The following is a 25,003-nucleotide window of genomic DNA, read 5'->3' as shown; positions in this document are numbered from 1 at the left end:
TACGTCTTGCGCCATGCTCGGGAGCCTTGAGCCGGCTGTCGAGTGCTGATCCGGCCAAAGCGGTCCGTCGACGGCCTCCCTTACGGGCGGCTGCCCCGGCCCGGGCGACCCGTCAGATCGGCAGCGCCGCGCGCACCATGTTCAGCATCACGCGCTCGACCGCCTCCTCCTCGTCCTGGTCTACCGTGACGGTGTCCCAGCCCAAGTCCTCGGCGTACCGCAGCATCCCGGACAGCGTCTCGTGGTCGTCGGCGCCGCGCGGGCCCTCGAAGGGCGAGCGCAGGACCGGTGACAGTGCTCGCCGAACCCAGTCGGCGACGGTGGCCTCGTCCCCCTCGGGCATCCACGGGTAGTAGGGCACTCGCCCGAGCTCGCCCAGCGCCTGAGTCAGGGCCTCGAACTCCGGGCCGGGGCGCGGGCCGGCAGCGCGGTCGAGTGCGTCGGCGAACGCGGCGAGCAGCGCGAGGTCCGCTTCGGCCACCTCAACGGCGGTCAGGTGCACCACGTTCCCACCGTCTGGGCCCACCAGCAGCAGGATGTCGGGCGGGTACTCCTCCGTCCGGTCCACCAGTTCCTCGGTTCCTTCGGGCAGCGCGTCGCGCACCCGCCAGTACGCCTCGAAGACGTCCTCGACCGGCGCGCCGGGGATCGGCACGCCCTCGCTGTCCCGGTAGCCCACCAGCACCCCCTCATGGTCCAGGACCATGTCCATCCGGAGCCTCAGGAGCAGCCCGTCCAGTGCGTACAGGCCTTCCAAGGCGTCCTGTACGAGGGGCAGCAGCAGGTTGGGGGCGAGGCGCGGCGGCGGCGACTGCCGGCCGCCGGCTCGGGTGCGGTCGTTCGCCCGCATCGCCTCGGTGTACCGCGTGCCGGCGGCCCGGCTCTGCTCTCGGATCTCCCGCGTGCGCTTCCGCGACTTCCTGGGCTGGCTCGTAGGCATGTCTGACTCCGTACGGCAGCGCGCCTCACGCACACGCCGCTCTGAAGGCAGGCGGTTCAGGTGCACGATGCGTCGAAGGACGGCTTGGCCTACCAACGAGGCCCCGGCGTGAGCGGACGACCCCTTCAGCGGTCGGCGGTCGTGGCCGCCTGCCCGGCAGCATACCGGCCCCGCGACAGCGGCACCAAAGGGTCGGCCGACGTCCTTGGACCGCGGCGGCTCCCGGTTGTTGAGCTGCGACCTTGCAAGCAGATTCAGTCCAAGGCCGTCTCGGAACGGCAGCCGCGGACTCCTCGCCCAGCCGTACCGGCCACGGGTCCGCGCGACTACGTGTGCGAGTACGCAGTTTCCCGGATGCCGGGAAGGCTCGCCGCTGTGAGGATCGCTCCACGAGCCGTGCGTCGGGGCAGGCTGGATGCTCTCTGGCGTTCTCCTCCCTTAGGTCGGAGCTGTTTTTCGGTCGACCGACACGTCACCGGCGTCGGGCAATACGGGAGCGGTACAGGGAAGGCAACGCATGAACCAGCGTCAGCAAGTGGAGTTCCACGCCTCGTGCGGGCACCTGATCTCGGCTCCGGCCGACCGAGCCGAGCAGGACGTCCGCTGCCCCCACTGCCACCAGGTAGTCCGGGCCCCGTCGGCCGATGTTCCCTACGCCTCGCCCGTGCTCGCGCCCCATCCCGCGCCGGCCGGCGCCGCGGAGCCGACCGCCCTGACCGCCCTCTACGTGACCGCGCTGATGGCCGGCGTGTTGGGCGCCGCCCTCGTCTACCTGGTCATGTTCAACGAGTTCTCCGAGTCCGAACTGGTCACGATCACCCCGCTGTGGCTCTTCCCGATCGTCTTCGGCCTGTACGGTTTCGTCTCCCAGCGGCTGCTGCGCAGGATCGCCGCGGGGCGCGCGGAAACCCTCGGTCAGGCCGCCCGCCTGTCGATCGACGTGGCCGGTCATTGGGCGGCCCTGGTGCTCTTCCCGTTCCTGGTACTGAGATGGCGCAGCTCTCTGCTCGTGTCGCTGGCGGCGGCGGTCTTCTGGGCCGTACTGCTGTGGCTGTTCTTCGCAGTGGTCTTCCCGACCCTCTGAGCGCCGCCACGGCATCACGCAACACGAACAAGGGCCCCGGATGGCCATCAGTCCGGAGGTTGGCCGTCCCGCTTGGGCTCACTGAGTCCGCGGACCCGTTGTCAGCCGTTGACGTCGAACGCCAGCGCGGCCAGTAGCACCACCCAACTGAGCGTTCCGACCACGCAGATGTCGTAGATGCGGCGCCGCAGCCACCGCGGGCGCCGTTCGGGGTCCGGCCACACCGTCTGCTGGAGGGTCAGCAGCAGCCCCACCCCGAAGCCGCACAGGCCGAGGAGCGACACGGGACCCGGCACGAGCAGGCCGCTGCCGAACGTCCACGCCTCGCCGTCGAGATAGCGCACCGCGACCGAGGTCGGCTGGTCGCCCTTGCACCACCACGGACGGTCCGGCGCGTTGCCGTAGCACCTGCTTCCCCGCCGCGGCGGCAGGTACGCGTCGCCGCGGCCGCCCTTGAGCATGACGTGCTCGATCTCCGGTCCGCCGTCGTCCGGGCGGAAGGCGCCGGAGCACCAGGACGTCCGGACGACGGCGCCGTCGGACGAGGTCGACTCCTGGTCCACGCACCGCTCGACCGCGAGCCGGCCCGGGGCGCCGACCCACCCGGCGCCGGCGAGGACCTTCGCGCCGAACAGCCACGCCACGTACAGCCCGGCGATGGCCAGCGACAGGGCGAAGTACGCGGAGACGCCGCGGAACGCCAGAGAGGCTCGGGCGGTCGTGGTGGCGGACTCCCCGTCCTGCGTCGCCATCAGACCCGGCCCCGGCGGGCGCGCAGGGTGCGCCTCACGCGCGTGATGCCGTAGCCGAGCAGCCAGGGCAGCACCGTTGTGCCCAGGACCAAGACGTAGAACACGCCCAGAAAGTCGTCCCTCTGGACCGGATCGTCCAAGTCGTCCAGGGGCAGCATCGTCTGGGTGACCGGAAACCCCACCGGCTCCAGCGGCGCCAGCACCGACCACAGCCGGGGCCGCGAGCCGGGTCTACGGGCGCACCACACCCCCAGGGCGCCCATGATGAAGGGCCCGAACGGCACCCACAGCAGCACCGGGAAAAGCAGCAGCGCCGTCCAGCCGTCTGAGAACCCGCCCGTCATCGAAGCCCCCGTCGTCGTCCGTCGCGTGAGTCTCCTGCGCGGCATCTCCTCTAGGCGTCGGGGGAACTACGTAATCGAGTACGTAGGTTCAGTGCCCGGACCGGGTCGTCCAAGCCGCCGGAGCCTGGTCCCATGCACCGGACAGCGAACCCGACCGCCTCCACCCGGCCTGGTGGCCCGCGTTGGGCTGGGCGCCGGCCGGGCCTGCCCCGGAGGCGCACCTGCGGAATACGTAGCCGGATACGTGGTTCTACCGAGGCCCCTTCCCTCCCAGCCGTCTACGTTCGACGAGTTGGACGGCGCCGAACGGTGTTGAGGGGACTGAGTGAGAGACAACGTCCGTGGAATGCGGGGAAGTTGGGCGACCCTGCTGGTGGCGGGAAGTCTGCTGGCCGGGTGTTCCGCCCAGACCGACGACGGGGCTTCCCGGCGGAGCGGCTCGCCCTCGGCCAGGACGTCGCCGAGCGCCGAGGCGACCCCGTCGGACGGCTCGTCCGCCGCCCCTGCCGTCTTCACGCCCGACGCCTCCCTCGTCCCCCGGACCTCGAAGGACGGGCGCCGACTGGCCGGGTCCGTCGTGCTCGCCCCGCGCGACTGGGGCCAGGGTTTCGTCGCCCAGGATCCGGGCGAGAGCACCCCGGGCACCTGGGCGGTGCTGAGCGAGAGCTGTCGCTGGCAGCGGGAGAAGCTCCCGCGCGGGGTGCTGGCGAGCGCGTCCCGCTACAGCAGGCTGCCTGCCGACGGCGGCAGGGGCGCGGTCGAGGCGACGGCCGTGGCCACCGTGCACGCCTCTGTCCTCGGCGCCGACGAACAGCTGAGCACCACCCTCGAAGAGGTGCTGCGCTGCCCGGAACAGCAACCCCGGTCCGACGAGCGGATCACGGGTCTGATGTCGCTCGGCACTGCCTTCGGCGCCCGCGGGCAGGAGTACGGCGACGACTACGTCGTCGAGGCCGGCGAGTACGTCGGGAACGGCGGCGCCGCACAGCCGTACCGGTGGATGGTCGCCCGGCTGGGCACGGTCGTCGTGGCCGTCTCCGTGACGGGCGCGAAGGGGAACACCGCGCAGGAACTCGAACAGCTGGGCAGCACGGCCCTGGCTCAGATGCTGACGCGCGTCCAGCAGCGGCTGAAGGAGAAGTGATGGAGCCGCTGCGTACTTCCGACCCCGCCAAGCTGGCGGGCCACCGGCTGCTCGGACGGCTCGGCGCGGGTGGCATGGGTGTGGTGTACCTGGCCCGCTCGGCCGGCGGCGCCCTGGTCGCCCTGAAGGTGATCCAGGCCGAGTACGCCGAGGACACCGACTTCCGGGAGCGGTTCCGGCGCGAGGCGGACACGGCCCGCCGGATGACCAGCCCGTGGGTGGCGCCCCTCGTGGACGCGGACCCCGAGGCGGCGCAGCCCTGGCTGGCGACCGCGTTCATCCCCGGCCCCTCGCTCGGCGAGGCCGTCGCCGCGCACGGGCCGCTGCCGGTGCGGAGCCTGCGGGTGCTGGGGGCGCGGCTCGCCGAGGCGCTGGGGGAGCTCCACGCGGCAGGTCTCGTGCATCGGGACGTCAAGCCCGGCAATGTGCTCCTGGCACTCGACGGACCACGGCTGATCGACTTCGGTGTGGCCCGTGATCCCGAGGACACCGCGCTCACCTCGACCGGTGTCGTCGTCGGCACGCCGGGGTTCCTGCCGCCGGAACAGGCGCGGGGCGAGCGGGATCCGGGACCGGCCGGAGACGTCTTCTCGTTGGGCTGCCTGCTGGCCTTCGTGGCGACCGGCCGCCCTCCGTTCGGCACCGGGTCGATCGACGCGCTGCTGTACCGCACCGTGCACGACGCGCCGGACGTGGAGGGTGTTCCGGCGGAGCTCGCCGAGGTGGTGGGCGGCGCTCTGGACAAGGACCCGGAGCTGCGGCCCACGGCCGAGGCGCTGGCCGAGGCCCTCACGAACGCCACGCCCTCGTCGCCCGCCTCGCTCCCCGACCCGCGGGAGGCCCTGCGGGCGGTACGCCCTCCAGCGCCCGAGGACGAGACTCCCGGCGAAGAGGAGCGGGCGCCCGGCGACGAGGCCTGGCTCCCCGAGCCGTTGGTCCGTCTGATCGCGGAACGGTCGGCCGCCGGGCTCGCGCTGCCCTCCATCGACGAGACCGACGTCGACGCCGCGTCCGTCGACGCCGCTGCGACGGACACGGCGGCCGCGCAGCCCGCGGCCCGTGCCCTCGGCAGACGCCGTCTCCTCCTGCTGGCCGGAGGCGCGGCGGTGGTCACGGCCGGAGGCGGACTGGCCGCGTGGGCGGCGCTCTCCGGTGACGGCGACAACGACAAAGCCGCCCCGAACTCCAGCAGTCCCGTGCACACCCTCGGTCTGCACGCCGACCTGAGCGGCGACCAGAAGGCGGTCGGCCGGGCTCAGGAGCGGGGGCTGCGGCTGGCGGTCGACGCGTTCAACTCCCGTGCGGACACGCCCTTCACACTCGCCGTGAAGACGGTGGACGACGGCGGCGATCCGGCCCGGGCGCCCGAGGCGGCCGCGAAGCTCGTCGCCGACCGTTCCGTGCTGGCCGTGATCGGTCCCACCACGGACGCCACCGCCCTGGCCTCGCTGGCGGCGTACCACGCCGCCTGGCTGCCCGTGATCGCGGTGTCGCCCGGCGCCACCGTGCTGGGGGTGGCTGGCAGCCGGTCCTTCCTGCACGCCCGGGTGACGGACACGATCCTGCCGCTCTACCTGGACGTGTATCTGCGCGGGGCCGCGAAGTCGCGCACGGTCGGGATCGTCGACGACCGGGCGGCGGACGCCTACGGCTGGGAGATCAGCAGCACCCTCGTCAACCTCCTGCGCAAGGCACGGCAGCCGGCCGTGCCGAAGGTGGTCAGCGCCCTGCGCACCGACTTCGGACCGACCATGGACGCCCTGCTCGACGGGGGCGCGGACTCCGTGGTCTTCGCCGGCTACCACGACCGGGCAGCGCTGCTGGCCAAGGAACTGGGCAGTCGTGACTTCCCGGGGGCCAGGGCCGCCGCGCAGGGAGTGCTCGACGCCCGGTTCCTGTCCGCCGCGGGGGACGCGGCCGACGGCTGGGTGATCGTCGCCCCGGTCATGGACGCCACCGTGGCACCCGAGGCGAAGGCGTTCAGAGCCGCTCACCGCAAGCGTTTCGACGCGGAGCCGGAGCGGTACGCCGTGGAGGCGTACGACGTGGCGCAGCTCGCCGTGCGGAGTCTGGGCTCGCTGACCGCCGGGCGCCGCACCCGGCAGAACCTGACGACGGCGCTGCGCTCGGCCACGTACAAGGGGATCTCCAAGAACCTCGCGTTCGACAAGGCGACCGGGGCCCTGGTCCCCGACGGCAGCGGGGTCTATCTGTGGAAGGTCGACGGCGGCCGGTTCGCGTACCAGGGTCCGGCGCCCTTCCAGGTGTCCACCTGATGGGACGCTGATGGAGCCGTTGCGCGGAGCCGACCCGGCCAGGATCGCGGGCTACCGGTTGCTGCGTCGGCTGGGCGCGGGCGGCATGGGCGTGGTGTACCTGGCCCGCTCCCCCGGAGGCGGGCTCGCCGCGGTGAAGGTGATCCGCGCGACGCATGCGGACGACGCGGGATTCCGGGCGCGTTTCCGCCGTGAGGTGGAGACGGGGGGCCGGGTCGCCAACCCCTGGGTGGCGCCGCTGCTCGAAGCGGACCCGGACGCGGAGTCGCCGTGGCTCGCCACGGCGTTCGTGCCGGGGCCCTCGCTGGCGGAGGCGGTGGAGGAGTGCGGGCCGCTGCCGTACGGGACCGTCCGCGTCCTGGGCGCGCGGCTGGCCGAGGCGCTGGACGCGGTGCACGGGGCGGGGCTTGTGCACCGGGACGTCAAGCCCGGCAATGTGCTGCTCGCCGTCGACGGACCCCGGATGATCGACTTCGGTATCGCCCGGACGCCGGAGGACACCGCGCTCACGGCCAGCGGGATGGTGGTCGGCTCCCCCGGGTTCCTCTCCCCCGAGCAGGCGCAGGGCAGGGGCCGGGAGATCGGGCCGGCCAGCGACGTCTTCTCCCTCGGCTGTCTGCTGGCGTACGCCGTGACGGGCGAGCGCCCCTTCGGGCATGGCGCCGCGGCCGAGACGCTGATGCGCACGGTCCATGACGAGCCGGAACTGGACGGCGTGCCGGAGCCGTTGCTGCCGCTGCTGCGGGGGTGCCTGGCGAAGGAGCCCGGCTCCCGGCCGGCCGTGGCCGAGATACGTCGGGCCCTGGACGGTACGGGCGAGGGCGGGGGCTGGCTGCCCGAGTCCCTGACCCGGCTGATCGCGCGCCGTTCGGCCGCCGTGCTCGCTCTGCCCGCCGTCGACGCGACCGAGGTGTCCGGGGCGTCCGGGGCGTCCGGGGCGACGGTGGCCGACGCAGCGCCCGGCGACGAGACGGCCGTCGGCCCGGGAGGCGCCACGCGCCGCCGCTTCCTGGTCCTGGGCTCGGCTGCCGGGGTCCTGGCGGCCGGCGGAACCGCGGCGTGGTGGACGGCGAGCCGCCCCGGCCGCGCCTCGGCAGCGGACGGCGCCGAGGCGCGGCTGCCGCGTCTGACGGTCGCCCTGCACGCCGACCTGAGCGGCAGCGGCCGTACGACGGGCCGCGCCCAGGAGAACGGCGTCCGGCTCGCCGTCGACCGCCTCAACTCCCGCGCCGGCCGTGGCTTCGACCTGGCGCTCCAGGTGCACGACGACGAAGGCAGCACGGCCCGGGCACGGCAGGTCGCCCGGCGGCTGGCGGCCGACGACCGGGTCCGCGCCGTGATCGGCCCGACCACCGACGTCTGCGCGAAGGCCGCCCTCGACCTCTACCAGCAGGCAGGGCTCCCGATGGTCTCCGTGTCGGTCGGACTCGACGACCTGGACTCCGCCAAGTACCGGGTGTACGCGGCCACCCGCCCCGGCGACGCGACCCTGACGGCGCCGATCACCGCGTACCTCGTTCGCACCGCCGACGCCCGCAGGACGGTGCTGATCGACGATGCGGCCGAGGGCGACTTCAGCTGGAAGATCTGCGCGGGCGTCGACGACGCCCTGCGATCGGGGCAGCGCACCACGGTCCGGCGCACCCTCGCCGCCGCGGACGATTCGGACGGCGTCTTCCGTGCCCTCGCGAAGTCGGTGACGGACGCGGGAGCGGACGCGGTGGTGTTCGCCGGCGGGTACGCGCGGGCCGCGCGACTGGCCCGCGCGCTGGGCTCCGCCGGCTACTCCGGTGCGCGGCTGGCCACCCAGCGCGCCCTCGACTCCCGCTTCCTCGCCTCGGCGGGCGACGCCGCCGAGGGCTGGGTGTTCGCCACGTCCTTCCTCGATCCGACCCGGGCCACAGCCGCGAAGTCGTTCGTCGCCGCCTACCGCGCACGATTCGGCGCCGCCCCGCCCTGGTACTCCGCCGAGGCCTACGACGCGGCGCTCTTCGTGGCCCGAGCCATGACGGGCCCGTCCCGCGAGGAACGGGGCGCGATCGTGGGCCGGTTGCGCGAGACCGACTACCGGGGAATCACCAAACGGCTGCGCTACGACTCGTCCACCTACCGCTACACGGACGCGATGTACCTGTTCCGGGCGACCGAGGGCGCCTTCCGCTGCCTCGGCGACTACCGGGACGTCACGGCCTGAGCCATGCGTCGTGCCTCGACTGCGGTGTGCCGTGCGGTGGGCTGTTCACGCGCGACGGTCCAGGGCCGCACGCGTCATGAGGCCGGCCAGTGCCGAGCGGGACGGCACGGAGGTCTTCCGGTAGATGGCCGACAGGTGGGTCTCGACCGTGCGGCGGCTGAGGTACAGCTTCGTCGCGATGGCTTGGTTGCTCAGTCCTTCGGCGACGAGCTCGGCGATCTCCCGTTCACGTGTGGTCAGTTGGTCGAGCTCCGTGGGCACGCGCGAGGTCTCCTCGGCCTGGGGGCGCACCATCGAGGCCAGGTCGGACAGCAGGCGCGCGCCGCCGTCGTCGGCGAGGCGGCGGGCCCGCTCCCACATCGCGACGGCGCGCGAGCCGTCGCCTGCGGCCTGCGCCTGGACGGTCGCCAGCAGCAAGGAGTACGCCTCCCAGAGCGTCGCACCGGACGGTGCGTACTCCTGCGCGGCTCGCTCGAAGAGGTCTGCGGCCGCGCGGCTGTCACCGTGGTGCTGGGCGAGCGCCGCCTCGGCGCGCAGCGCCGCCCCGCGCTGACCGTGAAGACCCATCCGGTCGGCTTCCTCGACGGCTCGTGCGGCCCAGCGTGCGGCCTGCTCGGCGTCGCCGACGGCGATGGCGGTGCTGACGAGGGTGTCCAGCTGGCCGGGGCGTATGGAGGGCTGCAGCCCCAGGAGTTCGGGACCGCCGGCGTTCAGGATGGACTCCTGCGCACGGCGCGGGTCGCCGCTCACAAGCGCCGTGTGACCGAGCATGCACTTGGCCAACGACGCCCACCAGTGTCTGCTGCCACCGGCCGCGGCCACGGCCTCCTCGGCGGTCGTCAAGGCCCTGGTGTCGCCCAGGGGGCGCCGCACGAGAAGGATCAGCGCCTTGAAGCAGAGGGTGAAGGCCAGAAGATCGCTGCTGCCGATGGCGCGTGCGACGGCTTCCGCCTCTTCGGCCGACTCCAGGGCGGACGGCAGCCGACAGGTGTTGAGGTGCACGAAGGCCTTGCTGCTCAGCAGGTGGGGCAGGACGTGGACCTGACCGCTGCGGCGGGCGATGTCCAGACCCCGGTCGGCGTGGCGTTCCGCGTCGGCGTAGCGCTCGAGCAGGCCTTCCGCCCAGGCCAGCCACACCAGCGACTCGCACAGCTCCGTGAGGTTGGGGTCGATGAGACCGTCTGCGAGCCCGGCGGCGGCATCGGCGAACCGGCGGGCCGCCGCCGTCTGACCTTCGTATGCCTCTCCCAACGCCGCCAGCGCCAAGGCCCCCAGCTCTCCCATGAGGTCGCCGTGGGAGCGGGCCACCGCGAGGGTGCGCTCGATCTCGTCGCGTACGTCGGGGTAGGAGACGGTGTTCAGGGCGGCCATGCCCAGCGCGAGTCCCATGGAGACCGCCTGGCGGGGCTCGGGGCCGGGGCTGCGGGCCAGTTCCCGCCGCAGCAGGGCCGTCGCTTCCGGGGAGTGTCCGAGATGCCGTTCCATCATGGCGCACAGCGCTATCGCGTCCCTGCGCAGCGCTGCGTCGTCCTGCCCGGACCTGCTGATCAGCGTGTGGAGCAGGTCACGGCTCTCCCGCAGGCTGCCGCCCACAGCGAGTGCTCTGGCGCGCGCCAGCGTCAACTCTCCACGCTGCTGCGCGCAGGCGGGCGTGTCCGGCATGAGCCGCAGGACGACGTCCAGCAGATGAGCGGACGTCGCGGGCGCCGTGTGGGCGCACTGGGCTGCCGCCTCGGTCAGCACGGCCGCCGACACAGGATCCCAGCCGACCAGCGACCGCTCGACGTGATGAGCACGCTCGGCGGCGGAGGCGCCTGCCCGGGCCAGTTCGTCCGCCGCGCCGCGGTGGATCTCGGCACGGCGTGGTACGGCGGTGTTCTCGTAGACCAGTGCCCGCAGCAGCGGGTGACGCAGGGTCCAGCGGCCGTCGGACCCCATGCGCAGCAGATCGCGCCGCGCCAGCGCACCGACGCAGTCGTCGAGTTCCTCCGGCGTGGTGTGTCCGGTCGTCAGGCTCAGCATGGCGGGCGTGGCATGGTCGCCGAGGACCGCCACCGCTTCGGCGGTACGGCGCTGCGCCGCGGTCAGCGCGGTCAGCTCGTCCAGGAGCAGGGATCCCAGTCCGCTCGTCGCCGCGGACGCGGTGTGGTCGTGGGCCGAGGCGGTCGTGCCGCGCGACGACGCGCCCTGCCGGTAGGCGTGCAGAAGGCAGTGGAGATACAGCGGGTTGCCCTCGCTGGACTCATAGATCTGCTGCGCGTCGCCCGGTGGCAGGTCGGAGGCGAGCGCCTCGATCGACGCCTGCTCGGGCAGCGGTCGCAGCGCCATGCGCAGTACGGCCCCGCTGTCGACGCCGCGGGTCAGAGCAGCGGCGAGGGAGTGCGGCGTCTGTCGTTCTCGTCGGGCCACGACCAGAAGCACCCGGCCGCCCACCGGGTGCCGGATCACATGGTCCAGCAACTCCAAAGACGCGGGATCCGCCCAGTGCAGGTCGTCCAGGGCCATCACCAACCCGCCGCGCTCCCCGAGCCTGGTCAGCACGTCCGCGACGGCGCGATAGAGGCCGAACCGGTCGCGGTTGCCCGAACCCGAGTCCGAGCCCTCCACACGGTCGGCTCCGCGCAGCACCGTTGCCGCCGCCTCGGGCACGGCGTCCGAGTCGAGAAAGGCACGATCGACGTCGGCGAACGCATCCGTGAACGTCTGGAACGGAGTGTGCTGCTCGTACTCCGTGGCCCTGCCGCGCAGCACGGTCAGCCCATTCTGCCGCGCCCGCGCACAGAGCTCGCTCAGCAGTCGGCTCTTCCCCATGCCGGCGTCCCCGGCGATGTCCACGACAGCGGGAACGCCGTCCTGCCCCAGACTGCCGATCACCGAGACGAGCCGCTTCAGTTCGTCGGCTCTGCCGACCAGCATCGTCGCCGTCCCGCCCCACGCCGGTTCCACCGCGTCTCCATTCCCCACCACGTCCGCGTGTCCATTCCCCAGTGGTCGCTCCTGCGCAACCCTCCCCGCACAACCAGCCGATGCCTTCGGAGAAACGTCATCGTCCCCGGCGGGAGCCGACTGCACAGTCCTCGGCGTCATTCGACCAGGTAGATTCCGGTCTGACCTCCGTGTCCCACGGTAATGCCCGGCTGACGGCTCACGGCAGGCGGCTGCTGGTCGGACGCGGCTGCGCCGGCCGCGTCGCGTCACAAGGAACGGCAGACAAGAACGCCACGTGGGGGAGCCGGGGATGCCGGGCATGGTCGCGCTCGCGACCGCTACCCGAGGAAAGTCAACCGCACTTGACGGTTGGGGTTGTCTTTGTTGGTGTCGACCAGGCAGACGGACTGCCAGGTGCCCAGCGCCAGTTCGCCGTCCACGACCGGGAGCGTCGCGTGCGGCGGGACCAGCGCGGGCAGGACGTGGTCGCGGCCGTGGCCCGGGCTGCCGTGGCGGTGCTGCCAGCGGTCGTCGGCCGGGAGGACGGAGTGGAGGGCGGCCAGCAGGTCGTCGTCGCTGCCCGCGCCGGTCTCGATCAAGGCGACTCCGGTCGTCGCGTGCGGGGTGAACACGTTCAGGAGCCCGCTTCTGCCCTGTGCGACCTCCCGCAGGAACGAGGCGCAGTCGGCCGTCAGGTCCACGACGACCTCTTTCGTTCCGGTCGTCACCGCCAGGGTTCGCGTGGTGAATGCGTCGCTCATCCCTCCATCGTCGGGGATCCGCGGCGCGGGCGCTCCTCGCGTGGAGGCGCCAGGCTCCCGTGGTCGCCCGTCTCGCCCGTCGCCGCCCGGCGCAGCGCCTCGATCAGGACCTCCACCGACGGTCGTCCCCGGGAGGCCGCGCGGACGGCGACGACCACATGGCGTTCGACCAGGTCGTCGAGCGGCACCGGGGCGATGCCCTCGGAGCGCAGCCGCAGCATCAGCGCAGTCAGCGGGGCCACGCCCAGGCCCGCCCCGACCATGGCCAGCGAGGTCGCCGTGTCGGTGACCTCGTGCGCGACGCGCGGCTCGAAGCCCGCCCGGCGGCAGGCCGTGCGCACGGCCCGGCCGTAGTACGACCCCGGTGCGGGCAGGATCCAGTCCCGTTCGGCCAGCTCGGCGAGCCGCCAGGACGTGCCCGCCGACGGCGCGCGGGCCGCCGGAACGGCGAGCGAGAACCGCTCCGAGTGGAGCCGTACGAGCTCCGCCGAATCGTCCCTGGCGAGCGGCGCGTCGGGGTAGTCGAGGCCCAGCGCCAGGTCCACGCGCCCGGCGGCGACCTCGGACTGGGCCTGGTCGACGTCCACCTCGTGGCTCGCCACCCGCACCCCCCGATGGTGCTCGCCCAGCCAGCGCAGGGCAGGCGGCAGGAACGCGGCGGCGGCCGTGCCGAAGACGCCGAGCCGCAGCCGCGCGGAGATCTCGGTGCGGGTCCGCTCCAGGGCGGCGGCCGCCTCCGCCTGGGCGCGCAGAATGCGGCCGGCGTGGTCGACGAGCGTGAGCCCGGCGTCGGTGAGCTCGACCCGCCGTCCCGCGCGCCGGATCAGCTCCGCGCCCGCGGTCCTCTCCAGCTGGGCGATCTGCTGGGAGATCGCGCCGGTCGTATAGCCGAGCGCGGCGGCCGCCGCCGTCATGGTGCCGCAACGGGACAGTTCCACCAGTGCGCGCAGATGCGTACCGCCCAGTTCCATAGAGACGATCTAAAAGATCGACTGCTGTAACTGTCAATGGACGCCAAGAGTGGCGTCCGGTCACCATGGCTGACACCGCACGAGCCCTGCCTCGTACCTCGGCATACCGGGAAGTACTGAGATGTACGAGGATGTATCGAGCAGACGGGACGGCTCTTCATGGTTCACAGTGCTGTGTCATCCGAGTCCGAGCCGGCCGAGGCGTCGCCGGCGCCGCGGATCTCCCAGACGTCGGCCCCCGGCCCGCTGCCGCGGTCGGCCGAGGTCGTCATCGTCGGCGGCGGCGTCGTCGGAGCGAGCATCGCCTTCCATCTGGCGGAGGCGGGGGTGAGCGACGTCCTGGTGCTGGAGCGCGACGAGCCGGCCTCCGGCTCGTCGGGCAAGCCGATCGGCGGGATCCGCGCGCAGTTCTCCGACCCGCTCAACATCCGTCTCGGGCAGCGCAGCCTGGAGGCCTGGCGGGCCTTCGCCGCCCGCCCCGGCGCGGACGTCGGCGTCGACAGCGTCGGCTATCTCTTCCTCCTCGGCAGCGAGGCGGACGCGGCGGCGTTCCAGCAGGCCGTCGACGTACAGAACGGCCTCGGCGTCGACAGCCGGATCATCACCCCCGCCGAGGCCCACGCCCTGTGCCCGTATCTCGATCCCCGCTCCGTGGTCGCCGCCGCCTACTCCCCCGACGACGGGTACGCGCTGCCCAAGGAAGCCGTGAACGGCTATCTGCGCGCGGCCCGGCGGCTCGGCGCGACGGTGCGCACGCACTGCTCCGTCCTCGGCGTCGACGCCGAGGGCGGCGAGGTGCGGGCGGTGCGCACGACGGACGGGACGGTGCAGACCCGGGCCGTGGTGTGCGCGGCGGGCGCGTGGTCGGCGGCCGTCGGCGCGATGGCGGGCGTGGACCTCCCGGTCACGCCGCTGCGCCGGCAGATCGCGCTGACCGGACCGCTGAGCCCCGCTCCGCCGCGCGTCCCCTTCACTCTGGACTTCGACTCGACGCTCTACTTCCACGGCGACCGCGCCGGCGGCCTGGTCCTCGGCCTGTCCGACCCGCGCCAGGAGCCGGGATTCGAGCGGGAGTTCAGCCGGGAGTGGCTGGAGCCGTTCCGTGCGGCGGCACGACGGCGGGTCCCCGCCCTGGCCGATATCGAGGCGAAGAGCGGCTGGGCGGGGCTGTACGAGATGACGCCGGACTGCAACGCGCTGATCGGCCGGGCGCACGAGGTGGGCGGCTTCCTCTACGCCACCGGGTTCTCCGGGCATGGATTCCTCCAGGCCCCGGCGGTCGGCGAGATCGTCCGCGATCTGTATCTGGGCCGTACGCCGTTCATCGACGTCGGACCGCTGTCGGCGGCCCGCTTCCAGGGCGCCGCCGAGGCGGCCGTCCGCCCCGAGGCGCACATCATCTGACCGGGACATCGGAGGACCAGACGACCGAGGCGACCGAGACGGACAGGACGACCGAGACGACCAGACGATCGGGAACAAGATCGGGAAGATCGGGAAGGAGGACCGGGTGATCCCCACCTGGCGGCTGCGGGCCGCGTTCGCACGTCGGCTCTCCGACATGTACGGCAAGGAAGTCCCTGCGTACACCACGCTGTTGGAGGTGTCCGCGCACGTCAACGACGAGGTGATCGGCAGGGGCGGCGACGCGGGGCGGCTCGGCGGCATCGCGCGGGTCACCGCCGAGCGGCACGGCGCGATCCGGGTCGGCACGCCCCGCGAGATGCGCCAGGCCGCCCAGATCTTCGCCGCGCTCGGCATGGCGCCGGTGGGCTTCTACGATCTGCGCGAGGCCGCGCCCAGCGCGGTCCCCGTCGTCTCCACCGCGTTCCGGCCCGTCGACGCCGAGGAGCTGGAGCGCAATCCGTTCCGGGTCTTCACCTCTCTGCTCGCCACCGCCGACCGGCGCTTCTTCGACGCCGAGCTGCAGGGCCGGCTGGAGGGCTTCCTCGGCAGGCGGGAGCTGTTCCCGCCCGCGCTGCTGGAGCTGGCCGCTGCGGCCGAGCGGGACGGGGGCCTCGACGAGCAGCGGGCCGAACGGTTCCTCGCCCTCGCGGTGGCGGCCTTCGAGCTCTCCCCCGAGCCGGTGGACCGCGCCTGGTACACCGAGCTGGAGCGGATCTCCGCCGTGGCCGCCGACGTCGGCGGGGTCGCCAGCACGCACATCAACCACCTCACGCCCCGCGTGCTGGACATCGACGAGCTGTACCGGCGGATGGCGCACCGCGGCATCACCATGATCGACCGGATCCAGGGACCGCCCCGCTGGGACGGCCCCGACGTGCTGCTGCGGCAGACGTCCTTCCGCGCGCTGGCCGAGCCGCGCCGCTTCCGCGAGAGGGACGGCAGCATCGGCGAGGGCACGCTGCGGGTCCGGTTCGGCGAGGTCGAGGCGCGCGGCGCCGCGCTGACCAGGGCGGGCCGGGCGCTGTACGACGAGCTCGTCGGCGAGCCGGCCGAGAGGTGGGCCGCCCGCTTCCCGCGGACCGAACGGCGACTGGCGATCGAGAGCCTGGCGTACTTCCGGTTCGAGCCGGCCGTCGACCGGCCGCGCGACGGCAGCCGCCCGCCCGACGATCTCGCGGGCCTCCTCGACGGCGGCTGGCTGAGCGCCTGTCCCATCGTCTACGAGGACTTCCTGCCCCGGTCGGCCGCCGGGATCTTCCAGTCGAACCTCGCCGACGAGGGCGCCCACGACGCCTTCGCCACCGGCGCGCACTACGACCAGGACTGGCTCTCCGGCGTGCTGGAGCGCCCGGTGCACGACCCCTTCGACCTGTACGCCGCTCAGCAGGACAGCTCGCTTCGGCAGGCCCGCCAGGGCCTCGGACTCCCCAAGGACGCGTTGTGACCATGAACAGCAACGGCACTCTCCCCGACGACGAATCGCTGCGGGCCAGGGCGCAGGAGAGCCTGCTGCGCTGCGGTGTGCGGCTGCCCGAGGGCGGCGGCGAGGTGATCGCCCGTACGCCGCTCACCGGCGCGACGCTCTTCACGCTGCCCGCCACCACCGAGCAGGAGGCGGACGCGGCGATCGGCGAGGCGGCGCAGGCGTTCGCGGCCTGGCGGACCGTGCCCGCGCCGCAGCGCGGGGCGCTGGTCAAGCGGCTGGGCGCGCTGCTGACCGAGCACAAGGAGGATCTGGCGGACCTGGTCACGGTCGAGGCCGGGAAGATCCGTTCCGAGGCGCTCGGCGAGGTCCAGGAGATGATCGACATCTGCGACTTCGCGGTCGGTCTCTCCCGGCAGCTGTACGGGCGAACGATGGCCTCGGAGCGGCCCGGACACCGTCTCTCGGAGAGCTGGCACCCGCTGGGCGTGGTCGGGGTGATCTCGGCGTTCAACTTCCCCGTCGCCGTCTGGTCCTGGAACACCGCCATCGCTCTGGTCTGCGGCGACACGGTCGTCTGGAAGCCCTCGGAGCTGACCCCGCTGACCGCGCTGGCCTGCGACGCGCTGCTCGCCCGGGCCGCCGCGGACGTCGGCGCGCCGGACGGGGTGCACCGGCTGCTGCTGGGCGCGCGCGAGACGGGCGAGCGGCTGGTCGACGACGAGCGGGTGGCCCTGGTGAGCGCGACCGGGTCGGTGCGGATGGGCCGCGAGGTGGGTCCGCGGGTGGCGGCCCGGTTCGGCCGATGTCTGCTGGAGCTGGGCGGCAACAACGCGGCCGTCGTCACCCCCTCCGCCGACCTCGGGCTCGCCGTCCGCGGAATCGTGTTCTCCGCGGCGGGCACCGCGGGTCAGCGCTGCACCAGTCTGCGGCGGCTGATCGTCCACGAGGACGTCGTGGACGCGCTGGTCGAGAAGATCGTCCACGCGTACGGCCAGCTGCCCGTGGGCGATCCGTTCGACGCGGACACCCTGGTCGGGCCGCTGATCTCGGCGTCCGCGCACCAGGCGATGGACCAGGCGCTGGCCGCGGCCCAGGCGGACGGCGGGAAGCTGCTGACGGGCGGCGACCGACTGCTGGCGGCCGAGGCGCCGGGCGCGGTGTACGTCCGGCCCGCGGTGGTGCGGATGCCGGAGCAGACCGCGGTGGTGCGTCAGGAGACCTTCGCGCCGATTCTGTACGTGCTCGCCTACCGGACCCTGGACGAGGCCGTCGCGCTGCACAACGGGGTCCCCCAGGGCCTGTCGTCCAGCATCTTCACCCAGGACCAGCGGGAGGCGGAGCGCTTCCTGGGCGCCGACGGCTCGGACTGCGGGATCGCCAACGTCAACATCGGTACCTCCGGGGCCGAGATCGGCGGGGCGTTCGGCGGCGAGAAGGAGACGGGAGGCGGCCGCGAGTCCGGCTCGGACGCCTGGAAGGCGTATATGCGCCGGGCCACGAACACCGTGAACTACTCCGACAGCCTGCCGCTGGCCCAGGGAGTCAACTTCCTCTGATGCCGGCGGCCCTGCTGCCGAGGTGACCCTGTTTTGCCGGGGTGGCCCCCGTTGTCGATGCGGTCCCGTTGCCGGTGTGGTCCCGATGCCGGTGCGGTCCCGTGTGGTCTCCCGGTGGTCCCCGCGCCGCCTTCCGGGGGCCGGGGGCCGGGGGTCGGGAAGATCCACGACCCCGGCACGGTTAGTAGAAGCGTGAACAACTTCGGGGTGCGAGACGTGGACGTGGTCGTCATCGGCGCCGGGCAGGCGGGGCTGTCCGGCGCCTACCATCTGCGGCGCGCCGGCCTGGAGCCGGACCGCGACTTCGTGGTGCTCGACCACGCGCCGCGGCCGGGCGGGGCATGGCAGTTCCGCTGGCCCTCGCTCACCTACGGCAAGGTGCACGGCATGCACGCGCTGCCGGGCATGGAGCTGACCGGCGCGGACGACGCCCGGCCCTCGTCCGAGGTGATCGGCGCGTACTTCTCGGCGTACGAGGAGCGCTTCGACCTGCGCGTCCAGCGGCCGGTGGACGTCAGGGCGGTCCGCGAGGGCGAGGACGGGCGGCTGCTGGTGGAGACCTCGCAGGGGATCTGGTCGGCCCGGGCGCTGATCAACGCGACCGGCACCTGGGACCGCCCGTTCTGGCCGCGCTATCCGGGCCAGGAGAGCTTCCAGGGGCGGCAGTTGCACACCGTGGATTACCCGGGACCCGAGGAGTTCGCGGGGCAGCGCGTGATCGTGGTGGGCGGTGGGGCGTCGGGCACCCAGCATCTGATGGAGATCGCGGAGGTCGCCGCGGACACGACCTGGGTGACGCGCCGGCCGCCCGTCTTCCGCGAGGGCCCCTTCGACGAGGACGCCGGGCGCTCGGCGGTCGCCATGGTGGAGGAGCGCGTACGGCGCGGGCTGCCGCCGCTGAGCGTGGTCTCGGTGACCGGGCTGCCGCTCAACGACGCGGTGCGGCGCGCCCGCGCGTCGGGCGTCCTGGACCGGCTGCCGATGTTCGACCGGATCACCCCGACGGGGGTGGCCTGGGACGACGGTCGGAGCGTGGAGGCGGACGCGATCTTGTGGGCGACCGGCTTCCGCGCGGCGGTCGACCATCTGGCGCCGCTGCGGCTGCGCGAGCCGGGCGGCGGCATCCAGCTGGAGGGCACGCGCGCCGTGCGCGACGAACGCGTCCACCTCGTCGGCTACGGGCCCTCGGCCTCCACCATCGGCGCGAACCGTGCGGGCCGGGCGGCGGTGCGGGACGTCAAGCGGCTGTTGGAGCGGGCGCCGGCGCCGGCCTCAGCATTCTGAGGCGCCCTCAGTCCCGCCCTCAGGCGCCGTCAGCCGCCGTCTTCGGCGCCGCGCGAGCCACCGTCGTCAGCCCCCTCCTCAGCCGCCTTCCTCAGCCGCCGTCTTCGGCGCCGCGCGCGCTGCTGCGGTGGGCGTTGAACTCCTCCACATTGCGCTGGTGCTCCTCGTAGTCGCTGGTGAACCGGGTGTCCCCGGGGGCGACGGTGACGAAGTAGAGCCAGTCGCCGCGCGGCGGCTCGATCGCCGCGTTCACCGCCTGCTCGCCCGGGTTGGCGATGGGCGTGGGCGGCAGCCCCTTGCGCTCATAGCTGTTGTACGGACTGTCGATCTTGGTGTCGTCGGCCGTGGTGTCCAAAGTGCTGCGATTCAGCGCGTAGTTGAGGGTCGAGTCCATCTGGAGCGGCATCCCGCGCTCGAGCCGGTTGTAGACGACCCGGGCGACCTTCCCCATGTCCTCGGGCGTGTCCGCCTCGGCCTGCACGATGCTGGCGATGCTCACCGTCTGATAGACCGTCACCCCGCTGCGCTGCGCGCCGTTCGCGATGCGCTCGGCCCCGAACCGCTCGTTCGCGGTGGCGACCATGTACGCGAGCAGGCTCTTCGGGGTCGTCTGGTCGTCGATCGGATACGTGGCGGGAAAGAGGTATCCCTCGGGGTTGCCCTTGGCGTCGGCGGGCAGCTTCAGCCCCGCCGAGCGGGCCGCCTTGCGCGCGGTGCCGGGCGGCTCGTCCAGGGCCTTGTCGACGGCCGCGTACACCTGGGCGGCCCGCCATCCCTCGGGGACCAGCAGCGAGGCCTTCTGCGACTCGGTTTCTCTGAGCAGCAGCGGCGTGAGCACTGCGGCGGCCGCGATCAGGGCCGCGCTGACGATCAGGATCAGCCAGCCACGGCCGCTCAGACGGAACCTGCGCCCGGGCCCGGCCGACGACGGTTCGTTCCTCATATGGTCACGCTAACCCGCGCCGGGCGCCGAACCCGGCGCCCGGCGCGGGGCGACACGGGCGGCTCAGCGCGAGAAGGGCGGCAGCGCCGCGAACCCCGGATCGACCTGAACCACTTCGGCCAGATCGGCCAGCGTCCGCCGCACCCGGGACAGCGGGTGGTCGGGGAACTGCGCGTCCCACTGCACATGGTCGGCGGCGTGGAAGGGCAGGCCGCCCTGGACCTCGGGGGCGTACGGGTGCGGCCGGAAGTACGCCTCGTGGCCGACCTGGGCCATCACCGTCGCCTCCCGTATCCCCGTCGTCCCGCGCTCCGGCGCCATGATCTTCACCACGGTGCTACAGGTGGCGCGGGGCACGGTGAAACTGCCGATGAACGCCTGGCCCGTGGGCTGTCCGGGCAGCGGCAGCTTCACTATCTGCCGCAGTGCGGGAAGCTCGCCGAGCGTTTTGACCGACGCCTCGATCAGACCGCCGCCGGCCTCCGCGGTGTGGCGGGTGAGCGCGGCGCGCAGCGCGGGCCCGTCGTCGAGCGAAGCGGGCAGGTCGGGCGCCAGGCCGAAGAGGTGCAGCGACAGCACATCGCCTTCGTCGTTCGCCCATACGTCGTGGTCAACAGGTCGGAATCCGGGGAGTTCCACCCCATGAAGAGCTCTCATGGGCGGTGATCATGCCGTACGGAACGAGAGCCTCCGAAGTCGGGGGTGTGCCGAACGGGCCGGACCTGCGCCGGACTTGCCGTAGGGCGTCGGGGGCGTCCCCGATCAGGGCGCCACGGGGGCCAACTCGGCGTCCCTGCGCACCAGGGCGGCATAGCGCCCGTCCCGGTCGAGCAGCTCCTCATGGCTGCCGCGCTCGGCTATGCGCCCGGCGTCGAGGACGACGATCTGGTCGGCGTCCCTGACGGTGGAGAGCCGGTGCGCGATGGTGATGGTGGTGCGGCCCTCGGAGAGCGCGTCGATGGCTCGCTGGACAGCATGCTCCGTACGGGTGTCGAGGGCGCTGGTCGCCTCGTCGAGGATGAGCACGGGCGGATCGCGCAGGATGGTGCGGGCGATGGCGAGCCGCTGCTTCTCGCCTCCGGAGAAGCGGTAGCCGCGCTCGCCGACGAGGGTGTCGTAGCCGTCGGGCAGGGACGCGATGTGGTCGTGGATCTGCGCGGCGCGCGCCGCCGCGGCGATCTCCTCGTCGGTCGCGTCCGGCTTGGCGAAGCGCAGATTGTCGGCGACGGAGGCGTGGAAGAGATACGTCTCCTGGGAGACGACGCCCACGGCCCGGGCGAGGGTGTCGAAGTCGAGGTCGCGTACGTCGACTCCGTCGAGGGTGACCCGGCCTCGGCTCACGTCGTACAGCCGCGGCACCAGATAGCTGAGCGTGGACTTGCCGGAGCCGGTCGGCCCGACGACGGCCAGGCTGCCGCCCGCGGGGACCGTGACGTCGATCCCGTCGAGGGTGGGTCGTGCCTGCTTGTCGTCGTAGGCGAAGTCGACGCCGTCGAACCGCACTTCGCCGCGGACCTTGTCCAGCGGGACGGGCTTCGCGGGCTCGGTGATGTCCACCCGCAGGTCCAGATACTCGAAGATCCGCTGGAAGAGGGCGAGCGAGGCCTGCATCTGCACTCCGGTGGAGAGCAGGCTCACGGCCGGCCGGAACAGGCCCTGTTGGAGCGAGACGAAGGCGACGAGCGTGCCGATGGAGATCGCGGTGCCGCCCGGCTGGAGCGCGAATCCGGCGGCCCAGTAGATCAGCGCGGGCATCGCGGCCATCACGATGCCGATGGTGGCCATCCGCCACCGGCCGGCCATGCTGGAGCGCACTTCGAGGTCGACGAGCTTCTCGGACTCGTCTGCGAAGGACTGGGTGAGCGAGTCCGCGCGGCCCATGGTGCGGCCCAGCAGGATGCCGCTGACGGAGAGCGACTCGGTGACGGTCGCGGCCATGGCGGCCATCTGCTTCTGCCGCTGCGTGGTGATCTTCTTGCGCTCGCGGCCGACCCTGCGGCTGATCCAGACGAACAGCGGCAGCAGAAGCAGCGACACGGCGGTGAGCCGCCAGTCCAGCGCGAGCATCGCGACGACCGTGGCGACCACGGCCGTGAGATTGGAGACCAGGGAGGTCGCGGTGGAGGTCACGGTCGCCTGCATGCCGCCGATGTCGTTGGCGATGCGCGACTGGACCTCTCCGGTGCGGGTCCTGGTGAAGAAGGCGAGCGGCATGCTCTGGAGCTGGGCGTAGACCGCGGTGCGCAGATCGTGCATCACGCGCTGGCCGACGGTGGTGGAGATCAGCGTCTGGAGCACGCCGAAGACGCTGGTCAGCACGGCGGTCGCGATCATGCCGAGCGCGAGCAGGCTGAGCAGCCCGGTGCGGCCCTGCGGGATCGCGGTGTCGAGGATCTCGCGCAGCATGAACGGCGAGGCGACCGAGACGAGCGAGGCGGCGGCGACCAGCAGGCCGACGACGGCGAGCCGGCCGCGGTAGGGACGGAAGAGCCGGAGGATCCGCCGCACCTGGGCGGGCGGCTGCTCCGGATCGGGCGGGGGCGGCGTCCAGACGGACGGGTCCTGGGGGCGCATGGGCTCCTTCAGAGGTCGAGTGACAGCGAGGGTGAGAAACCAACGAGGGACGGGCCAGGACAGTCAGGTCCGTCGGGCAGAGCAGCAAAGATCTTTGCGAGCATAGCTCATTGTTACCTATCTTCACAATGACCGCGGTCCTGATACTGTTCCCAGCATGAGCTCCCCCGACCCCGACGGCCTGCTGGCCGAGCAGCTGCTGCGGCTCAGCCGACGGCTCCACCGCAGCCAGAAGCGCCAGCTGGAGTCGCTCGACGTCGCGATCACCCCCGCGCAGTCCCGTCTGCTGCGGACCGTGGCGCACTACGACGAGCCGCCGCGGATGGCCGATCTCGCCGCCCGGCTGGAAGTGGTGCCACGCGCCGTCACCAGCCTCGTCGACGGCCTGGAGGCGAGCGACTGCGTGCGCCGCGCCCCCGATCCGACCAATCGCCGGGTGATAAGGATCGAGATCACCGACCGGGGTCGCGCCGTGCTGAGGGCGCTGCGCCACGCGCGCCGCGCGGCCGCGGAGGACATCCTGGCCCCGCTCACGCCCGAGCAGCGCGAGGTCTTCGGCGGTCTGCTGTCCGCCCTCGTCGACGGCCCGGGACGCGGCTGCTGAAGGCCGGTCACGGCCGCCCCGTCGCGTCGCAGAGCCCGGGCGCCGTCGCGTCGTAGAGCCGGGGCGCCGTCGCGTCGTAGAGCCGGGGCGCAGCCGCGTCGTCAGGCCGATCCGCCCCCGCGCAGAAGAGTCCAAGGACCCGGAACGAGAGTCCAAACTGAGCTCTTGCGCATCAGCAGCACCAACTACCAGGGTCCTTACCGAGGTTCGTGTACCAGCCGCGCAACGTCAGCTCTCCTGGAGGCTCGATGAACGACGCAGCACACCACAACCACGGTGAGGAAGAAGGCGACGAGGGCGCGCTGAGCCGCCGCTCCGTCCTGCGGACCACCGCCGGCGCGGCGGGCGCGGGGCTCGCCCTCGGCGCGCTGGGGACGGGCGCCGCCTCGGCCGCGGAGCCCGAGGGGACCGCCGCGGCCGGCGCCGCCGGGGCCTCCGGCACGTCCGGCGAGGCCGCCGCGCCCGCCCGACGGGGCCGCACGATGGCGGGCGTCGCCTTCGAGCGGCGCAGCGTCGTACGCGTCGGGATCATCGGTCTCGGCAACCGCGGCGGCAGCATGATCGACCTCTTCCTGGCCCTCCCCGGCGTCCGCGTCGTCGCCCTCTGCGACCCGGTCAAGGCCAAGGTCGAGAGCGCGTCGGCCAAGGTCGTCAAGGCCGGCCAGCCCGCGCCCGCCGTCTACGCCAAGGGCGAGCACGACTACGAGAACCTCTGCGAGCGCGCAGACGTCGACTTCGTCTATGTGGCCACGCCCTGGGACGTGCACTTCGCGATGGCCAAGGCCGCGATGCTGAACGGCAAGCACGTCGGCGTCGAGTGTCCGGTCGCGATGCGGATGGACGAGCTGTGGCAGCTCGTCGACCTCTCCGAGCGGACCCGCCGGCACTGTATGCAGCTGGAGAACTGCTGCTACGGGAGAAACGAGATGCGGGTGCTGCGCATGGCGCACGCCGGCACGTTCGGCGATCTGCTGCACGGCGCGGGCGCGTACAACCACGATCTGCGCGGCCTGATGTTCGACCCCGACTACTACGAGGGCCCCTGGCGGCGGCTGTGGCACACGCGGCTGCGCGGCGATCTCTACCCCAACCACGGCTTCGGCCCGGTCGCCAACTATATGGACGTCAACCGCGGCGACCGCGCGGTGAGCATCTCCAGCTTCGGCACCCCCGCGCTCGGCCTCGCCGAGTACCGCAGGGCCAACATGCCGCCGGGCGACCCGAGCTGGAAGGAGACGTACATCGAGAGCGACCGGACGATCTCCATGGTGCAGACGGCGAAGGGCAGGGTCATCCGGCTCGAGCACGATGTGTCGACGCCGCACCCCTATAGCCGCGTCAACAGCCTCGGCGGCACCAAGGGCGTCTTCGAGGACTACCCCGCCCGGATCTATGTCGAGCCCGACCACACCGACGACAAGTGGGCCGACTTCGCCCAGTATGCCGACTGGGACCACTGGCTGTGGAAGGAGCACGCCAACCCGCCGGGCGGCCACGGCGGCATGGACTACATCATGGTCTTCCGGCTGATGCAGTGCATGCGGCTGGGCCTGGTCCCGGACTTCGACGTGTACGACGCGGCGACGTGGACCGCGCCGGTTCCGCTGAGCCATGCCTCGATCAAGGCGAAGGGCGCGCCGCAGCAGATACCGGACTTCACGCGCGGCGAGTGGCGGAAGGCGCGGCCGGGGATGGACTCCGCCAAGCCCGAGTGACGGCGCCTGGCCCTCGCCCAGAGCCCCCGGGCGCAGGCGCTGGCCGCAACCTCCCGACCGGCGCGCTCGACGAAGCCATCCGGACCCGCCCCGAGGCACC

General features: G+C 72.7%; 19 protein-coding genes. 10 read left to right on the top strand and 9 right to left on the bottom strand.

The features are described from left to right. Positions 1-112: 112 nt before the first annotated feature. Positions 113-940 (bottom strand): hypothetical protein, encoded by an 828-nt coding sequence (locus AB0M39_RS30475; RefSeq protein WP_365369254.1) that lies wholly within the window; start codon positions 938-940, stop codon positions 113-115. A 517-nt stretch (positions 941-1,457) separates the two neighbouring features. Here AB0M39_RS30475 and AB0M39_RS30470 point away from each other — a divergent pair. After that, the gene (locus AB0M39_RS30470; RefSeq protein ID WP_365369252.1) at positions 1,458-2,024 is read left to right on the top strand and encodes a hypothetical protein; all 567 of its coding nucleotides are present in this window, start codon (positions 1,458-1,460) and stop codon (positions 2,022-2,024) included. A 101-nt stretch (positions 2,025-2,125) separates the two neighbouring features. Here the strand turns inward: AB0M39_RS30470 and AB0M39_RS30465 are convergent, their stop codons facing one another. After that, positions 2,126-2,776 carry a hypothetical protein gene (locus tag AB0M39_RS30465; protein ID WP_365369250.1) on the bottom strand — a complete coding sequence of 217 codons (651 nt, stop codon included), beginning with the start codon at positions 2,774-2,776 and terminating at the stop codon, positions 2,126-2,128. Then, the gene (locus AB0M39_RS30460) at positions 2,776-3,120 is read right to left on the bottom strand and encodes a hypothetical protein (protein WP_365369247.1); all 345 of its coding nucleotides are present in this window, start codon (positions 3,118-3,120) and stop codon (positions 2,776-2,778) included. Before AB0M39_RS30460 ends, AB0M39_RS30465 begins: the two co-directional genes overlap by 1 nt. 346 nt (positions 3,121-3,466) lie before the next feature. On the opposite strand from AB0M39_RS30460, the gene AB0M39_RS30455 reads away from it, so the two are divergent. From AB0M39_RS30455 to AB0M39_RS30445, 3 genes are read left to right on the top strand one after another with little or no spacing between them, the layout of a single operon-like run. Then, positions 3,467-4,264, top strand: a complete 798-nt coding sequence (locus AB0M39_RS30455; protein WP_365369244.1) for a hypothetical protein — start codon at positions 3,467-3,469, stop codon at positions 4,262-4,264. Beyond that, the gene (locus AB0M39_RS30450) at positions 4,264-6,540 is read left to right on the top strand and encodes a bifunctional serine/threonine-protein kinase/ABC transporter substrate-binding protein (RefSeq protein ID WP_365369242.1); all 2,277 of its coding nucleotides are present in this window, start codon (positions 4,264-4,266) and stop codon (positions 6,538-6,540) included. The genes AB0M39_RS30455 and AB0M39_RS30450 overlap by 1 nt, the downstream gene beginning before the upstream one ends. A gap of 10 nt (positions 6,541-6,550) precedes the next feature. Beyond that, the gene (locus AB0M39_RS30445) at positions 6,551-8,734 is read left to right on the top strand and encodes a bifunctional serine/threonine-protein kinase/ABC transporter substrate-binding protein (protein WP_365369239.1); all 2,184 of its coding nucleotides are present in this window, start codon (positions 6,551-6,553) and stop codon (positions 8,732-8,734) included. 45 nt (positions 8,735-8,779) lie between these two features. Here the strand turns inward: AB0M39_RS30445 and AB0M39_RS30440 are convergent, their stop codons facing one another. From AB0M39_RS30440 to AB0M39_RS30430, 3 genes are all read right to left on the bottom strand, one after another. Continuing rightward, entirely contained in the window at positions 8,780-11,680 is a 2,901-nt protein-coding gene (locus tag AB0M39_RS30440; protein ID WP_365369237.1) for an AAA family ATPase, read from the bottom strand. Between the two features lie 320 nt (positions 11,681-12,000). Further along, positions 12,001-12,423, bottom strand: a complete 423-nt coding sequence (locus tag AB0M39_RS30435) for a YjbQ family protein (protein ID WP_365369235.1) — start codon at positions 12,421-12,423, stop codon at positions 12,001-12,003. Further along, the gene (locus AB0M39_RS30430) at positions 12,420-13,394 is read right to left on the bottom strand and encodes a LysR family transcriptional regulator (protein ID WP_365369232.1); all 975 of its coding nucleotides are present in this window, start codon (positions 13,392-13,394) and stop codon (positions 12,420-12,422) included. The genes AB0M39_RS30435 and AB0M39_RS30430 overlap by 4 nt, the downstream gene beginning before the upstream one ends. Before the next feature lie 174 nt (positions 13,395-13,568). Here AB0M39_RS30430 and AB0M39_RS30425 point away from each other — a divergent pair, with 174 nt between their 5' ends. The 4 genes from AB0M39_RS30425 (at position 13,569) to AB0M39_RS30410 (ending at position 19,067) form a co-directional block, all read left to right on the top strand. Then, positions 13,569-14,798: an FAD-binding oxidoreductase gene (locus AB0M39_RS30425; protein ID WP_365369229.1), complete on the top strand. Its 1,230-nt coding sequence runs from the start codon at positions 13,569-13,571 to the stop codon at positions 14,796-14,798. A gap of 106 nt (positions 14,799-14,904) precedes the next feature. Beyond that, the gene (locus AB0M39_RS30420; protein ID WP_365369226.1) at positions 14,905-16,245 is read left to right on the top strand and encodes a VOC family protein; all 1,341 of its coding nucleotides are present in this window, start codon (positions 14,905-14,907) and stop codon (positions 16,243-16,245) included. A 2-nt stretch (positions 16,246-16,247) separates the two neighbouring features. After that, positions 16,248-17,783 (top strand): aldehyde dehydrogenase family protein, encoded by a 1,536-nt coding sequence (locus AB0M39_RS30415; protein WP_365369223.1) that lies wholly within the window; start codon positions 16,248-16,250, stop codon positions 17,781-17,783. A gap of 192 nt (positions 17,784-17,975) precedes the next feature. Beyond that, on the top strand, positions 17,976-19,067 hold the full coding sequence (locus AB0M39_RS30410; protein ID WP_365369220.1) for an NAD(P)-binding domain-containing protein: 1,092 nt from the start codon (positions 17,976-17,978) through the stop codon (positions 19,065-19,067). Between the two features lie 91 nt (positions 19,068-19,158). Here the strand turns inward: AB0M39_RS30410 and mltG are convergent, their stop codons facing one another. The 3 genes from mltG to AB0M39_RS30395 form a co-directional block, all read right to left on the bottom strand. Continuing rightward, a complete protein-coding gene (gene mltG, locus AB0M39_RS30405) occupies positions 19,159-20,010 on the bottom strand; it encodes an endolytic transglycosylase MltG (protein ID WP_365369217.1) in 852 nt (283 codons plus the stop codon). A 63-nt stretch (positions 20,011-20,073) separates the two neighbouring features. After that, entirely contained in the window at positions 20,074-20,667 is a 594-nt protein-coding gene (locus AB0M39_RS30400) for a hypothetical protein (RefSeq protein WP_365369214.1), read from the bottom strand. A 105-nt stretch (positions 20,668-20,772) separates the two neighbouring features. Continuing rightward, positions 20,773-22,584 carry an ABC transporter ATP-binding protein gene (locus tag AB0M39_RS30395; protein ID WP_365369211.1) on the bottom strand — a complete coding sequence of 604 codons (1,812 nt, stop codon included), beginning with the start codon at positions 22,582-22,584 and terminating at the stop codon, positions 20,773-20,775. A gap of 157 nt (positions 22,585-22,741) precedes the next feature. Between AB0M39_RS30395 and AB0M39_RS30390 the strand changes: the two genes are divergently transcribed. Together AB0M39_RS30390 and AB0M39_RS30385 are read left to right on the top strand one after the other, a co-directional pair. Next, positions 22,742-23,188 carry a MarR family transcriptional regulator gene (locus AB0M39_RS30390; protein ID WP_365369208.1) on the top strand — a complete coding sequence of 149 codons (447 nt, stop codon included), beginning with the start codon at positions 22,742-22,744 and terminating at the stop codon, positions 23,186-23,188. 248 nt (positions 23,189-23,436) lie between these two features. Further along, positions 23,437-24,903, top strand: coding sequence for a Gfo/Idh/MocA family oxidoreductase (locus tag AB0M39_RS30385; RefSeq protein ID WP_365369206.1), 1,467 nt, complete (start codon positions 23,437-23,439; stop codon positions 24,901-24,903). The last annotated feature ends 100 nt before the right edge of the window (positions 24,904-25,003 follow it).

This window comes from Streptomyces sp. NPDC051907 (assembly GCF_040681075.1).
In the GTDB taxonomy this organism is placed as follows: domain Bacteria; phylum Actinomycetota; class Actinomycetes; order Streptomycetales; family Streptomycetaceae; genus Streptomyces.
This window is presented reverse-complemented; position numbering and strand designations above follow the sequence as displayed.

Coding starts and splice junctions, on each gene's coding strand:
- AB0M39_RS30475 (WP_365369254.1), bottom strand. CDS start 940: ATGCCTACGAGCCAGCCCAGGAAGTCGCGGAAGCGCACGCGGGAGATC.
- AB0M39_RS30470 (WP_365369252.1), top strand. CDS start 1,458: ATGAACCAGCGTCAGCAAGTGGAGTTCCACGCCTCGTGCGGGCACCTG.
- AB0M39_RS30465 (WP_365369250.1), bottom strand. CDS start 2,776: ATGGCGACGCAGGACGGGGAGTCCGCCACCACGACCGCCCGAGCCTCT.
- AB0M39_RS30460 (WP_365369247.1), bottom strand. CDS start 3,120: ATGACGGGCGGGTTCTCAGACGGCTGGACGGCGCTGCTGCTTTTCCCG.
- AB0M39_RS30455 (WP_365369244.1), top strand. CDS start 3,467: ATGCGGGGAAGTTGGGCGACCCTGCTGGTGGCGGGAAGTCTGCTGGCC.
- AB0M39_RS30450 (WP_365369242.1), top strand. CDS start 4,264: ATGGAGCCGCTGCGTACTTCCGACCCCGCCAAGCTGGCGGGCCACCGG.
- AB0M39_RS30445 (WP_365369239.1), top strand. CDS start 6,551: ATGGAGCCGTTGCGCGGAGCCGACCCGGCCAGGATCGCGGGCTACCGG.
- AB0M39_RS30435 (WP_365369235.1), bottom strand. CDS start 12,423: ATGAGCGACGCATTCACCACGCGAACCCTGGCGGTGACGACCGGAACG.
- AB0M39_RS30430 (WP_365369232.1), bottom strand. CDS start 13,394: ATGGAACTGGGCGGTACGCATCTGCGCGCACTGGTGGAACTGTCCCGT.
- AB0M39_RS30415 (WP_365369223.1), top strand. CDS start 16,248: ATGAACAGCAACGGCACTCTCCCCGACGACGAATCGCTGCGGGCCAGG.
- mltG (WP_365369217.1), bottom strand. CDS start 20,010: ATGAGGAACGAACCGTCGTCGGCCGGGCCCGGGCGCAGGTTCCGTCTG.
- AB0M39_RS30400 (WP_365369214.1), bottom strand. CDS start 20,667: ATGAGAGCTCTTCATGGGGTGGAACTCCCCGGATTCCGACCTGTTGAC.
- AB0M39_RS30395 (WP_365369211.1), bottom strand. CDS start 22,584: ATGCGCCCCCAGGACCCGTCCGTCTGGACGCCGCCCCCGCCCGATCCG.
- AB0M39_RS30390 (WP_365369208.1), top strand. CDS start 22,742: ATGAGCTCCCCCGACCCCGACGGCCTGCTGGCCGAGCAGCTGCTGCGG.
- AB0M39_RS30385 (WP_365369206.1), top strand. CDS start 23,437: ATGAACGACGCAGCACACCACAACCACGGTGAGGAAGAAGGCGACGAG.